Origin of the sequence: Flavobacterium sp. N1994 (genome assembly GCF_025947145.1) — a bacterium.
GTDB lineage: Bacteria > Bacteroidota > Bacteroidia > Flavobacteriales > Flavobacteriaceae > Flavobacterium.
Map to the genome: position 1 here is coordinate 2,396,787 of NZ_CP109999.1, position 14,650 is coordinate 2,411,436.

Genomic DNA, 14,650 nt, shown 5'->3' on the forward strand with positions numbered 1-14,650 from the left:
TTAGTATTTAAATTCAAATTAATTATCGTTTTTAGAATATTTATTATTGTTTATCAATAATTATTATATATTTGTGGTCAACTAAAACCTCTTTTACCATGAAAAAATTAAACTTGCTTAAGACTATTGTTGATTTCGTATGGATTATGTCACTGATCTTTTTTCCTTTAATAATTTTCCTTTCCATTATGATTGTAATTGATAAAGATACTTTCGGTATTCCGATAACCTTTGCTACTGGAACCATAGATTTATCAAAAAGCTTTGGCAAATTAGTTTTAGTAATAAATGTTTTTAATTTTGGACTTCTCTTGTATGCACTTTATTTTTTCAGAAAGCTTTTGGGTTGTTTTGTTAAGCGAATGATTTTTGAAGAGGAAATATGTTTTTTATTGGATAAGATTGGAAGCTTGGTTATTATGGCTTCTATTGTTCAATTATTTTCTGACTTTATTACAAAACTTTCTAAAGACGAGATCGGGATTGAATTTGGTTATGGTCCCTTTCTATATTTGCTAGCTTTGGGATTATTTTTCAAAGTGTTATCCGAAGTTTTTAAAATCGGTAAAACCATCAAAGAAGAAAACGAATTAACGATATAAATTATGCCAATCATTTTAAATTTAGATGTTATGTTGGCTAAGCGCAAAATGCGTTCTAATGAACTGGCTGAGAAAATCGGTATTACTACTGCTAATCTTTCTATTTTAAAAACAGGAAAAGCTAAAGCGGTTCGATTTTCAACATTGGAAGCCATCTGTGAGATATTAGAGTGTCAACCAGGCGATATTTTAGAATATGTAAACGAAATAAAATAAAAATTTATGAAAAAAGATTTAATCCTTTTGATACTGGGAATGATACTAGTAATTGTTGGAGCCTTACTAAAGATTGAAGGTTATGACTTTTCACAATATGTATTGATTGTTGGATTAGCTATTGAAGCTTATGTGTTAGCCTCACTCGTTATCAAATCACTTAGAAAATAGAATAAAAAAAGCCCAACAATTTTGTTGGGCTTTCTTCAATTTATTTTGAATTGGATTAGTCAGCTAATACAATTACTTTATTGTCTTTCATTTCAATAGTTCCTGAATTGATTTCCAAAAGATAGTTTTGGTCGTTTACCTTGGTAAATTTATCAACTACTTCTTTATTGATCGCAAAACTAGTTGCCTCAATTTTAACTACACCATGTTTTAAAATAGAAACGATAGGTGCGTGGTTATTCAAAATTTGAAACGAACCATTTACTCCAGGCAAGGAAACCGAAGTCACTTCGCCTTTGAATAATGTTGCTTCTGGTGATACTATTTCTAAAATCATAGTTTATTTATTAAGCTTCCGCTAACATTTTTTGACCAGCTTCAATAACGTCTTCGATAGTACCTTTAAGGTTGAAGGCAGCTTCTGGTAAGTGATCTAATTCCCCATCAATAATCATGTTGAATCCTTTGATAGTTTCTTTAATGTCAACCAATACCCCAGGAATACCTGTAAATTGTTCTGCAACGTGGAAAGGTTGAGATAAGAAACGTTGCACTCTACGAGCTCTTGATACTGATAATTTATCTTCTTCTGATAACTCTTCCATACCAAGGATGGCGATGATATCTTGTAATTGTTTGTATTTTTGAAGTATCTCTTTTACTCTTTGCGCACAGTTGTAATGTTCGTCGCCTAAGATTTGAGCCGTAAGAATTCTTGAAGTAGAATCCAATGGATCCACCGCAGGATAAATACCTAACTCAGCAATTTTACGAGATAATACTGTTGTTGCATCTAAGTGAGCAAATGTTGTAGCAGGTGCAGGGTCTGTTAAGTCATCCGCAGGAACATAAACCGCTTGTACAGATGTAATAGAACCTTTGTTTGTAGAAGTAATTCTTTCTTGCATCGCACCCATCTCAGTTGCTAATGTTGGTTGGTATCCTACCGCAGATGGCATACGACCTAAAAGAGCCGAAACCTCAGAACCTGCTTGTGTAAAACGGAAGATATTGTCAACGAAGAAAAGTACGTCTTTACCTTGATCTGAACCAGCACCATCACGGAAATACTCAGCGATAGACAATCCTGATAAAGCAACACGTGCTCTTGCTCCAGGTGGCTCATTCATTTGACCGAAAACGAAAGTAGCTTTTGACTCTCTCATCCCTGGTTTGTCTACTTTTGATAAATCCCATCCTCCATTTTCCATAGAGTGCATGAAATCTTCACCATATTTAATAATACCTGACTCTAACATCTCACGAAGCAAGTCATTTCCTTCACGTGTTCTTTCACCTACTCCAGCGAATACTGAAAGTCCACCGTGACCTTTAGCGATATTGTTAATCAACTCTTGAATTAATACAGTTTTACCAACTCCAGCACCACCGAACAATCCAATTTTACCACCTTTTGCATAAGGCTCAATCAAATCGATTACTTTAATACCGGTAAATAAAACTTCAGTAGAAGTTGATAAATCTTCAAATTTTGGAGCTGGACGGTGAATAGAGATACCGTCTTTACCCGCTTTTGGTAAATTTCCTAATCCATCGATAGCATCTCCAATAACGTTGAACAAACGTCCGTAAACATCTGCACCGATTGGCATTTGAATTGGAGCACCAGTTGCATTTACCGCTGTTCCTCTGCTCAAACCATCAGTGGAGTCCATAGAGATAGTACGAACCGTATTTTCTCCGATGTGAGATTGTACTTCTAGTACTAAAATTGAACCGTTTTTGTTAATGATTTCTAATGAGTCATAAATTTTTGGTAACTCAACATCTTTAGTATCAAATACTACGTCTACTACTGGACCAATGATTTGCGAAACTTTTCCTATTGCTTTTGACATTGTTTATGTATTTATTAAATAGCTATTTAGGTTTATTAAAATACCTCTTTTTATCAGAGCGCAAAGATAATTTTTAAAAACCGAAAAATCAATAAATATTTTATAAAAAAAGAAGATTTTTTGTGACAACCCAAAAACAAAAAACCATCCTGAATATTCAGGATGGTTTTTTAATTATAAAAAGGTTTTATTATGGTAAAGTTGCAGGATACAATATTTGATATTGTCCTAAATTGACACCTTTGAAATTAGATCCATAAGTAGCATTGATAGCTTCTAAAAATTTATTAGCGATTAAGGCATATCCTTTTGGACTAGGATGAACTCCGTCAAGAGAGAATGAATTACCAGTTACATATGCGGATGTCATAGTATATCCACTAACTGTAAGGCCTCCATTTGCCACTTGACCTAAGATCGCATTGGCATCTACAAAAGCTAATCCTTTAGCAGTTGCTAAGGTTTGTATAGAAGTATTAAAAGCATCAGTTGCGGTTTTTACTTCAGCTGTTTCACTAGCTGTTAAAACGGCACTATCTTGTAAAGGATACGAAACACCTCTTACATTAAATGGAGATGGCGCACCAGACTGAATATTGTTAGGAGGAGAAATTAACCCACGTGTGGTTAATAAGATATAATCTTTAGAACCAGCAGCATTACTAGCGTGTCTAGCTTGACCATATAAAGTACCAACATAACCTGCTGTAGGTCCGCCAAGAACTGGAGTTAGTGCTGCAGTTATTTGTGCAGAAATATTAGGCAAGGTTTCATCAATAATCAATAATGGATTAGCTTCTGTAGTTGAAGGATTTCCATCATCGGTCACTAATGTAACAAAACGTGGAGGCAAACCAGCCCCAGCTAATGCTGCATTGATACCACCAAACAATTGGTTTAATTGTGCTGCGTTTGAAGCAGGTAATCCTGGAATTGGATTGGTAGGTACGGCAGTAAAAAACGGAACTGAAGTAACATAAGGAATATTAGCAACAACCCCCTTAGCACCATTAGCCGTTAATTGATCTAAAAGTGTTGAGTAAACGTTTGCAAAAACATTGGTGTTTGTTATATCATTTGGTCCATAAGTCGCTGGATTAATATTGGTTAACTGATTTACACCAGTTCCTCCAGATGTTGCGTATGCTAAAACATCATTGTTTCCAATCCATAAGGAGAAAAAAGTTGGGTTTTGAGCTACAGCATCTGCTAAAACAGTTGTTGTTGGACTTGATGCAAAACGAACAAAGTAAGGATTTGCTTGTCCAGTTGCTACACCAGCAATATTACCATAACCTGGCGCTAATAAATGAAAACTTTTTGCCCCTGGAACTCCCATATTATTATAAGGTCCTGTCAAAATATTACTTATTTCGGTTGTTATTGTACCAGTTACAGGTGTTGGATTATTACCTGGTGCCAAATATAATCTTGGTCCTTGAATTTGAAATCCTCCTAAAAGTAATCCACCAACATTATCGTTCATGTAAGGAATTTTAAATTCTCCACCACCAACTAAAGCAAATTGTTGCGATAGTATATTTGGATAAGAGTTTGCTTGTCCAGCTGCAAATAACGCCCCGTCACTATATCCTGCACACAATGAATTTCCGAGAGAAACATATTTCGTAAAGTCGGCTGATCCTGCAGTTAATGGTAAACCATCTGATGAATTTGGATCGACAGTTGCGTCGTCATTATTAGTACACGCTACAAAGGTCAATGAAACCAATAATAGCCATTTGAAATTTTTTATCATAACTTTTAAATTATATATTATTGATTATTATGGATTAATTATTATTGAGGCAAACCATTGTTGTCCGATGGCACCAGCTCCAATAACTTGTATGTAGTCTTTTCCAAATAAATTATTAGCTCCTACTTTTAAAACGGTTTTTAATTTTGGAATCGCATAGTTCATTTGAGCATCAAAAACTACGTTCTCAGGAACCATACCATCTGCAAAAGACGATTGCCATAAATACTCAGTGTTCCATCTTACGTTAGTATTAAATCCAAAGTTTTTAAATAATTTTTGGTTACCCAATGAGGCTTTAACTCTGTGTTTTGGAGTGTTGAAACTTGGAATAAAACTTGGGTCTTCCGCTTGATTAAATGTATACTCAGCATAATTATAGTTAGCACTAAGGTCAAAGTTTTTATATACTTTTTTAGATAATCCAACTCCAAATCCCATTGAAGTAACTTTTGCTTTAGAGTTATCATATACTTGATACACTCTTCTGTCTCCATTTGATAAAGCCGCTACAGGAGCATAAGTTGCTAAGTTAGCAGGGTCAAATGTATTTACATCACCATAGTAAGGAGTAATAACTCTTGACTGATTTAAAAAGTCATTGTAAATATTGTAGTATCCAGTAATATCAACAGTTAAATCATTATTGATAACTGAACGATATCCAACATCAAAAGCTTGTACTTTCTCTGGTTTTACTAAATTAATCTTAGCAACTTCTAATAGTGCCGCGGCTGTTGTTAGTGGTTGACCAGCTGCAACGGCTGTAGAAAATGCTTGTACTGATGTTAAAGTAAACGAATTGTTATAAGCTTTTGTCCCATCTAATGTAGCTGTAGGGTTTCCGTTATTGTACGGTTGACCTGCGGTACTAACAGGAAACGTTTCTACGAATCTTGTTAAGTTATCTGGAGCAGAACCAATTAAAGCGAATGGCCCTAAATTCAAACCAATGTATTGATCTTGTGTAGTCGGATTTCTAAAACCAGTTTGATATGACGCTCTAAAGTTATGTTGTTTTTTAGCGCCAGCTGAGTATACAAGGGATATTCTTGGAGAGTAAAATCCATCAAAATTTTGTGATTTGTCATAACGAATAGACCCAGTAAATTTCAAACGTTCCTCATTCATAAGCTTTTTTTGAACCTGAGCATAAGCTCCATATTCACTGTATTTAATTGGACCATCATAATCAGTGAAAATAGTTCCGTCAGAATTCATTACATATTGTCTGTAGGAACCTCCTAATTGGATTTCGGCTACTTTGATTAAATCTTTAAAGTTATAATTTGCATCAGCATGATATAATTTAGAATGGTCTTTAAATTTAGAACCTGTAACTAAGTCTGGATCTGCTGATACACTTGCTAATGCATTTGTAAAAGCTGCTGTTCCTGGCATAAATCTTGGGCTTCCACTTGCAGGAGCTAGAGGGACATCAGTTGGTATGATGTTATAATCAGAATAATTTCTTGCTATGGCATTAGCTTGTTCAGGTGTTTTTCCAGCCAAAGTTGATTGAATATAAGCACCAGCATATTGACCGAACCAAGTTGAATCATCTTTCCATGCTCTATTAACATTCCATGCCGCAAAACGCATATCATAAGAATCACCAGCATTTTCATCTGTCATATACCCTCTAACAAAGAAATTTTTCCCTTTTATTTCAAGTCTTGTTTGATTCATAAAGAAGTTTTTCAGAGAGTATCTGTTAGCTCCTTGATAAATGGTATTTCCTAAACCTATTTTATGTTGGAAAATAATTTCAGTTTCATTTGCCCATGGTCTAAAGTGAAGAGAGAAATCAGCTTTTACACTTTTTACAGTGTTATCATTCAAATCTCTTTCATCATAACCTGTTCTAGCTACATTATAGTTTGGCAACAAGTTTACAGCTGATTGAGGAACCAAACCTAAGTTAGCTAATGATTGACCAACACTTTTTATATTAGTTGATACTTCGTCACCATAAGTGTTCAATCCGTCATAATTTGGATTTGTTTGAGAACCAGTAAAATTAGTTGTTAAATCTCTTTTATCAGCAGCAATCCACTCTGTTCCTTTCATGAAAGTGAAGTTGGCTTTAGCTGCAAAATGTTCAGAAAACGCATGTGCTGCTCTTATACCAAAATCCCAGTAATCATTAGTTCCAGCAGCTTGTTGAGTCGTCTGTCCGTATTTGAAATAAAAACTCAAACCTTGATTAGTAAAAGGACTTTTGCTGTTCATAAACATAATTCCGTTGAATGCATTTGCACCATACAATGCTGAAGATGCTCCTGGAAGAAGCTCCACATTGGCAACATCTAATTCAGAAAGTCCAATTAAATTTCCTAATACAAAATTTAATGCTGGAGAGGAATTATCCATACCGTCTACTAACTGTAAAAAACGAGTATTAGCTACAGTAGCAAAACCTCTTGTGTTTATGGATTTAAACGATAAACTACTAGTGTTAAAATGAACTTCTTTAAGGTTTTCTAAACCATCATAATAAGTTGCAGCAGTAGTGTTTTTAACTTGTTGCAAACTCATACGCTCAATGGTTACAGGGGATTCTAAAACTCTCTCAGGCGTTCTAGAGGCAGAGACAACGATTTCATCTAGTTTAGTTTCTTCATCTACTAAGACAACACTAACTTTTTGATTATTTGTTGTGATGCTCACTTTTTTCATTCCATTACCAACACTAGACACTTCGATGTCAAATGGTGGCTTTTTTTTGGTAGATAAGTTGAAATTTCCATCACTATCTGTAATGGTTCCAGAACTATCGCCAACGACTTTGACATTGGCACCAGGAATTGGTTCGTTCTTAGAGTCTTTTACCGAACCCGATATTGAAGTTTGCGCAAAGGTTATTCCGCAAAAAAACAATGAAACGATAAATAAATAAATCTTCATTTGGTTTTAATTTTGTTGGTTTATGATGCCAAAGTACAAATATTTTTTTTACATTATCAAAAAACCTTGGGTATTTTTATTAATAATTTATTTTATAGTTTTATGACTAAACTATTATCATTTAAACGTTTTTTAAGTTTTTATTAACGAATTGGCTTTATTGATACAAAAAATATTATGCGTACATATAAAAAGAAACATTTAATAAATTAATCATAAAATTTTAAGCAAAAAAAAAGCGAGACATTGTCTCGCTTTTTAATTCTTTTTTTTAAATTATTCTACTGTAACCGACTTAGCTAAGTTCCTTGGTTGATCTACATTACAACCTCTCATTACTGCAATATGGTAAGATAATAATTGAAGTGGAATGGTAGTAATTAAGGGTGATAAAGCATCGGATGTTTCAGGTATTTCTATAACATGGTCAGCTAGTCCTTTTACTTGTGTATCTCCTTTAGTTACAACAGCAATAATTTTTCCGCTTCTTGATTTAATTTCTTGGATATTACTCACGACTTTATCATAATGACCTTGTTTTGGAGCAATAACAATCACAGGCATTTGTTCATCAATTAAGGCAATAGGACCGTGTTTCATTTCAGCTGCAGGATAACCTTCGGCATGAATATAGGATATCTCTTTTAGTTTTAAAGCACCTTCTAATGCAACTGGGAAGTTATATCCTCTTCCAAGGTATAAACAGTTGGTGGCATCTTTGAATTTTGAAGCTATTTCCTTTGCCGTTTCATTTGTTGATGCTAATGCTTCGGCCACTTTTTCTGGAATGACTTCTAATTCTTGAAGATATCTATGAAAGTCTGAGTTCGAAAGTGTTCCTTTGGCTTTTGCCAAACGTAAAGCTATCATGGTCAAGACGGTAATTTGCGTAGTAAAAGCTTTGGTTGATGCTACTCCAATTTCAGGACCTGCATGAGTGTATGCACCGGCATTAGTCTCTCTTGAAATAGAAGAACCAACTACGTTACAAACTCCAAATACAAATGCACCTTTTTCTTTAGCCAATTTAATAGCGGCCAATGTATCAGCTGTTTCACCAGATTGGGATATAGCTATAACGACATCTCCTTTGTTGATGATTGGGTTACGGTATCTGAATTCTGAAGCATATTCCACTTCAACAGAAATTCTGGCAAATTCTTCAATAACATATTCTGCTACTAATCCTGCATGCCATGAGGTACCACAAGCTACGATTATAATTCTATCGGCGTGAAGAAATTTTTCGAGGTTGTCTTCAACACCGGCCATTTGAATAATACCTTGATTCGCTAACAGCCTTCCTCTGTATGTATCTTTAATAACGTTAGGTTGCTCATAGATTTCTTTCAACATGAAATGATCATAACCTCCTTTTTCAATTTGTTCCAAATTCATTTGCAATTCTTGAACATAAGGATCAACTAAAGAATCATCTTTAATTTTTCTAATTTTTAGAGGTTTGTGAAGTCTAACAATGGCCATTTCTTCATCTTCTAAATAAATAGCGTTAGAAGTATATTCAATAAATGGTGAAGCATCGGAAGCAATGAAAAATTCATCTTCTCCAACACCAATAGCTATAGGACTTCCTAATCTGGCAACAATAATTTCATCTGGATTTTCTTTGTCAAAAACACAAATAGCGTAAGCACCGACAACTTGATTCAAAGCAATTTGTACCGCTTTTCCTAGTTTTATATTTTCTTTCTTTTTAACATCTTCAATTAGATTAACCAATACTTCGGTATCGGTATCTGATTTAAATGTATATCCTCTTTTTAGTAATTCTTTTTTTAAGGGTTCATAATTTTCTATGATTCCATTATGAATAATTACAATGTTTCCAGAATTAGAAACATGCGGATGAGAATTAATATCATTAGGAACACCGTGAGTGGCCCAACGAGTATGTCCCATTCCTATGGTTGCCTTAGAGGAAGCAATAGAAACTGACTTAGCTTCAAGGTCAGAAACTTTGCCTTTAGTTTTGGCAATTTTGAGACCCTTATCATTACCATAAAGCATGATTCCAGCACTGTCGTAGCCTCTATATTCTAATCTTTTTAGTCCTTTGATTACTATAGGATAAGCTTCTCTAAATCCAATATATCCAACAATTCCACACATAACTTTACTTAATTAGGTTTTGTATAATAAATTTCAAGTTTTAATCTTTGCTTATAAGGTTGTCCAGGATTGGGTCCTGGAACGGGCGGATTATTAGTCCCATATAATATTGTACCCAACGGACTTAAAACCGACATTGTTGGTGCATAGGCAGAAATACTGTTGGCTGTTTTTAGTTTAGAAATCCCCGTACTGTTTATACTTTCAGTTATTGACAAACCTAGTCTTACATTGGTTGAGTCATTCTTGATTAAATTTCTAACATAGTTAGTAATTCTGATTTTGTATTTAGTTCCTTTATTAGTAATTTCACCTGTTGTAGCATCTCTTTGTTTTAATATGGCATTATTATTATCTAAAAGAATTCCACCAAAGATATATTTATTGTTTTTTGGATAACTACTATCAGTAGTTCCGTCATAGGTATAATCAACTAATGCCTTCTTATGGGTTAAATCATAAAGAAAGATACGATTGGGCTCAATCGTTTTGGTATCCGACATGGCTGATTTTTTGATGTTAAAAGTTAGATTCGCTTCATTGATAAGCCAACCGTTATATATGATATCATCAATTTCATCAGGTTTCCCATTTGGCCCAGTAAGTGTATATTTTTGATTGGTTGCGCTAATAGGCAAATTTGAATTATAAGCCGAATTAAGAACATAGCCTTTTGTATCAGTCGAGCCAAATAAATCAATATAAGCCATAGATCCTTGCCCTCCTTTTAAATAAATCTCAGAGGCTTCTTGAGAGCTGTTTGCGGCATTTAAATAATCAGTATTTTCCAATGAATTTTTCAATAAACTGATAGAGTTTCCAGTTAAATTCAATATAAATGATTTATTTTCTCTGGTGTAAGTTACAACTCCAGTAGAAGAGGTTGTTTTATTGTCTTCGTTGTAATATAATGTTATTTTTCCTCCTTTGAAATTAAGCATTGCCATATTACCAGGATTCCCATTCTCCACTTTGAAATATAATCCTCTAAAATAATTTTTAAATGTGGTATTATCCGTTAACTTTCCACTTGGAGCATTAAATATAAGATTGGCAAAAATGGTTTTATTCAAATGCAAACGCATAGAAGGGACACTTCTGGTATAAACTGGAGTTACACCATCTGACGCAAGGCTTTTTGTTTTGTGTTCTCTTTTGTCAAAATAGAAATTATCGTTCTCATGGCCATCTGCATTTTGTATTCCATCTGTTACGTTAACAAGAGGCGCGTCATTCAGTAAAACAGGAATTTTGTTGTTATTAATAACATCATCTTGATTTTGCCCTGTGTAATACAATTGTTGTTCTATCAAAGATTGGTCAGGGTCTAAATCTCTTAAAAAATAATTGGATTGAAAAATACTTAATTTGAACTTTGAACTAACCTCAGCAGGAGTTTCAATGTCATATGGTTTTGCTCCGTATATTGAATCCAATCTGTAGATGTTAGTCCCATCAGTGTTAGCCGTTTTTAACGTTTTAAAATAGGGGATTTCCATTACTACACTATCAATAGCAGTTGGGCCGTGACCAATATCAGTAGAATAATCGCCCGGTGTCGTGTTATTGAAAGTTGGATTGATAGCTGCTAGTTCAACTTGTGTTACAAAATTAGCTTGCGTAGTACCAAAAGCTGGATTGGTGTAAAACCCCAAAGCATTAATTGGCAAATTATTAGAAGCAATTTCTCCTAATTTTTGATTATATGCTTTTATTGTAGAAGTTGTATCAACTTCAAAACCAAAGTGGTCATCGCCAACAATATTCGTTCCTATTTCATTATAATCCTTATCACAAGAAATGAAAAGAATAGTAACTAATCCAAATAAAAGGGGGTGTAAAAATGTTTTTTTGTACATAAAATTAATTCTGTTTAAGAAAGCATACTTTTATAAAAGTTGGTGTAGGCTTCGGTAAATTTGTCTTTCGAGGCGAAAGATAAAAAAGGTTTTCCTGAAGATTCTATAAATTTTGTTAAACTTGCCGACACATTTTCAGAGGCAATAATCACCCCATCAGAATGGTTTACGGAAGCTTTGATAAGATTTTCATAATTTGGAGTTTCCAATTCTTGAATGGCTTCGTGAGGGATGTTGTCAAATTTTATTTTGTTAATCATTTCAATATCTAAATTGCCTTCAAAAGATTGACCATAAACCGAAGTTACAATCTTAGTTTCAGAAAATAAAGCCTCGTCTTTATAGTAATGTTTCATGTAAATAGGCAACAAACTAGCCATCCAACCGTGAACATGAATAATATCTGGAACCCAATTTAATTTTTTTACGGTTTCAACAACACCTTTGGCAAAGAAAATAGCTCTTTCATCATTATCAGCATAAAGAACACCGTCTTCATCACTGAATGTGGCTTTTCTTTTAAAATACTCATCATTGTCAATAAAATAAACCTGAATTCTCTCTTTTGGAATAGACGCAACTTTAATTATCAAAGGCATATCCAAATCATTCACGACTAAATTCATTCCCGACAATCGGATAACTTCATGCAATTGATGTCTTCTCTCATTGATATTTCCATATCTTGGCATAAAAATTCTTATCTGTCCGCCCTGATCATTAATCATTTTGGGAACATCATAAGACATTAAAGAAACCTCATTTTCAGCCAAATACGGCACCACTTCAGATGATACATACAATATCCTCTTATCTTCCATAATCTATTTTACTTTACTTATTGGCAATAAAAAACAGGCAAAAGTACAAAAATTTATGCAGTTATTTATGAAAATGGTAAGTTTGCAACTCATTTATTGAAAGCCAATGCTTATTTTTAAGACTCAAAATGAATTAGTATCTCATCTGAATTCTGTTTCAAACACAGCAACTTCAATAGGTTTTGTACCCACTATGGGAGCGCTTCATCAGGGACATTTGTCTTTATTGAAAGAAGCATTACAAAACAACAGCCTTGTTGTGATTAGTATTTTTGTTAATCCAACGCAGTTTAATAATCCTGAAGATTTAGCAAAATATCCAAGAACCTTAACATCAGATATTGAAAAAATAAAAACAGTTTCTGATAAAATCATTGTTTATGCTCCAAGTGTAGATGATATTTATGAAGGAAAAACCATTTCGCAACATTTTGATTTTGATGGATTGGAAAACCAAATGGAAGGCAAGTTCAGGCCAGGTCATTTTGATGGTGTGGGAACGATTGTAAAACGATTATTTGAAATTGTACAACCGACTAACGCTTATTTTGGCGAAAAAGATTTTCAACAATTGCAAATCGTAAAAAAAATGGTGCAAAAAACGAAACTCCCTGTTACAGTTCTTGGCTGCCCAATTTTCAGAGAACCAAACGGATTAGCGATGAGTTCGCGTAATGAAAGGCTTTCAGAAAAGGAAAGAAATGAAGCTGCCATTATCTTCAAAACATTATTGCAGACGCAAAAACTTTTCAAGACAAAATCAAGTAATGAGGTAACTCAAATTGTTGTTAAAACATTTGAAAACTATAAAAACTTTGAATTGGAATACTTTCAAATTGCCGATGAAGCTACTTTATTACCCTGCATTCGAAAAAGTAAAACCAAAAAATACCGAGCCTTCATTGCAGTCTTTGTGAACAATGTCAGATTGATTGATACGATTTCATTAAATTAATTTACTTTTGACCCATGCAAATTGAAGTTGTAAAATCTAAAATTCATCGAGTAAAAGTAACCGGTGCCGATTTAAATTATGTTGGTAGTATAACCATTGACGAAGTCTTAATGGAAGCAGCAAATCTGATTGAAGGCGAAAAGGTTTCTATTGTCAATGTAAATAATGGGGAGCGTTTTGAAACCTATGTTATCAAAGGAAATAAAAACTCAGGCGAAATTACGCTGAATGGTCCAGCAGCAAGAAAAGTACACAAAGGTGATATTATCATCATTATGTCCTACGCTTTAATGGATTTTGAAGAAGCCAAAAGTTTCAAACCATGGCTGGTTTTTCCCAACGAAAACACTAATTCCCTCACCTAAATATTTTGAAAAAACAAATAGTCAAATTACTGACAGTCTTTGTTCCTCTTTTAATAGGGATAGGAATTATATACTATCAATTTACAACCTTAACTGCGCAGGAAATTGAAAAGATAAAAATCAGTTTTGAAAAGGCAAATTACTATTACATACTGCTTTCACTAGTATTTGCCATTATTGGCTATTGGTCAAGAGCCTACCGATGGAGATTCGCTTTAAATCATTTGGGCTATCAAACGAAATTCCATAATAACTTTTTTACCGTTTGTGTTTCTTATTTGGTAAATCTGACAGTTCCTCGTTCCGGAGAAATCACACGTGCGGTGTTATTAAAAAAATACGAAGATGTTCCTTTTGACAAAGCATTTGGGACTATTGTAGCCGAAAGAATAGTCGATTTATTTATCTTTTTTTTATTTGTATTCATTGGGTTTGTTTCTCAGTTTGATAAAATTTACCAATTCCTTTTGAGCGAAAATGTATCGCTTCAATCTCTAATAATAACCGCAATCTTTGGGTTAGTTTTATTCGTTGTTTTTGTTCTAATTTGGATTTACGCCGAATGGAAAATCATTCTAAAACTAAAGGAAAAAATGTCAGGATTAATGGAAGGAATGACCACCATTTATAAAATGAAAGACAAATGGAAATATATTTTTCATTCCTTTTTTATTTGGTTTACTTATTTAATGATGTTTTATGTAGTCATATTTGCTATGCCTGAAACGGCTACTATCAGCTTCGATATCGTTGTTATGGGATTCATTTTTGGTAGCCTTGCTGTAGGTTTTTCTAACGGAGGCTTGGGAGCTTATCCTTTCTCTATAGCACTTGTTTTTTCCCTTTACGGAATTACTAAAGATGTGGGAACTGCTTTTGGATGGCTTGCTTGGGCTTCACAAACTATTCTAGCCATTCTCCTCGGATTGATTTCCTATGTTTTACTCCCGCTATTGAATAGGAATAAATAAATTTGTTATATTGCTAATCAATTTAACAAAAGTGT

Annotated in this window: 13 protein-coding genes; 6 read left to right on the forward strand and 7 right to left on the reverse strand. The window is 33.8% G+C overall.

All coding sequences use genetic code 11. The annotated features are described in order from the left end of the window. Positions 1–98: 98 nt before the first annotated feature. The 3 genes from OLM53_RS10665 to OLM53_RS10675 are packed head-to-tail and all read left to right on the forward strand — an operon-like array spanning position 99 to position 989. Positions 99–602: a DUF2975 domain-containing protein gene (locus OLM53_RS10665; RefSeq protein WP_264520219.1), complete on the forward strand. Its 504-nt coding sequence runs from the start codon at positions 99–101 to the stop codon at positions 600–602. Positions 603–605: 3 nt separating this feature from the next. Then, positions 606–818 carry a helix-turn-helix domain-containing protein gene (locus OLM53_RS10670; protein WP_264520220.1) on the forward strand — a complete coding sequence of 71 codons (213 nt, stop codon included), beginning with the start codon at positions 606–608 and terminating at the stop codon, positions 816–818. A gap of 6 nt (positions 819–824) precedes the next feature. After that, positions 825–989 carry a GldL-related protein gene (locus OLM53_RS10675; RefSeq protein WP_264520221.1) on the forward strand — a complete coding sequence of 55 codons (165 nt, stop codon included), beginning with the start codon at positions 825–827 and terminating at the stop codon, positions 987–989. 55 nt (positions 990–1,044) lie between these two features. Here OLM53_RS10675 and OLM53_RS10680 read toward each other — a convergent pair whose 3' ends face one another. From OLM53_RS10680 to OLM53_RS10710, 7 genes are all read right to left on the reverse strand, one after another. Continuing rightward, positions 1,045–1,326 carry a FoF1 ATP synthase subunit delta/epsilon gene (locus tag OLM53_RS10680; protein WP_264520222.1) on the reverse strand — a complete coding sequence of 94 codons (282 nt, stop codon included), beginning with the start codon at positions 1,324–1,326 and terminating at the stop codon, positions 1,045–1,047. Positions 1,327–1,336: 10 nt separating this feature from the next. Then, positions 1,337–2,848, reverse strand: coding sequence for a F0F1 ATP synthase subunit beta (gene atpD, locus OLM53_RS10685; RefSeq protein WP_264520223.1), 1,512 nt, complete (start codon positions 2,846–2,848; stop codon positions 1,337–1,339). 190 nt (positions 2,849–3,038) lie between these two features. Next, positions 3,039–4,607: a G-D-S-L family lipolytic protein gene (locus tag OLM53_RS10690; RefSeq protein ID WP_264520224.1), complete on the reverse strand. Its 1,569-nt coding sequence runs from the start codon at positions 4,605–4,607 to the stop codon at positions 3,039–3,041. A gap of 27 nt (positions 4,608–4,634) precedes the next feature. Beyond that, positions 4,635–7,514, reverse strand: a complete 2,880-nt coding sequence (locus OLM53_RS10695) for a TonB-dependent receptor domain-containing protein (RefSeq protein WP_264520225.1) — start codon at positions 7,512–7,514, stop codon at positions 4,635–4,637. 276 nt (positions 7,515–7,790) lie between these two features. Continuing rightward, positions 7,791–9,644 (reverse strand): glutamine--fructose-6-phosphate transaminase (isomerizing), encoded by a 1,854-nt coding sequence (gene glmS / locus OLM53_RS10700; protein ID WP_264520226.1) that lies wholly within the window; start codon positions 9,642–9,644, stop codon positions 7,791–7,793. Between the two features lie 8 nt (positions 9,645–9,652). Then, entirely contained in the window at positions 9,653–11,503 is a 1,851-nt protein-coding gene (locus OLM53_RS10705; RefSeq protein ID WP_264520227.1) for a DUF4270 domain-containing protein, read from the reverse strand. Between the two features lie 14 nt (positions 11,504–11,517). Beyond that, positions 11,518–12,324: a glycogen/starch synthase gene (locus OLM53_RS10710; RefSeq protein ID WP_264520228.1), complete on the reverse strand. Its 807-nt coding sequence runs from the start codon at positions 12,322–12,324 to the stop codon at positions 11,518–11,520. Between the two features lie 106 nt (positions 12,325–12,430). Between OLM53_RS10710 and panC the strand changes: the two genes are divergently transcribed. Genes panC through OLM53_RS10725 form a run of 3 tightly spaced genes read left to right on the forward strand, consistent with a single transcriptional unit; the run spans position 12,431 to position 14,615 of the window. Next, the gene (panC, locus tag OLM53_RS10715) at positions 12,431–13,279 is read left to right on the forward strand and encodes a pantoate--beta-alanine ligase (RefSeq protein WP_264520229.1); all 849 of its coding nucleotides are present in this window, start codon (positions 12,431–12,433) and stop codon (positions 13,277–13,279) included. 14 nt (positions 13,280–13,293) lie between these two features. Beyond that, a complete protein-coding gene (gene panD, locus OLM53_RS10720; RefSeq protein ID WP_264520230.1) occupies positions 13,294–13,644 on the forward strand; it encodes an aspartate 1-decarboxylase in 351 nt (116 codons plus the stop codon). A gap of 5 nt (positions 13,645–13,649) precedes the next feature. Continuing rightward, on the forward strand, positions 13,650–14,615 hold the full coding sequence (locus OLM53_RS10725; protein WP_264520231.1) for a lysylphosphatidylglycerol synthase transmembrane domain-containing protein: 966 nt from the start codon (positions 13,650–13,652) through the stop codon (positions 14,613–14,615). Positions 14,616–14,650: the final 35 nt, after the last annotated feature.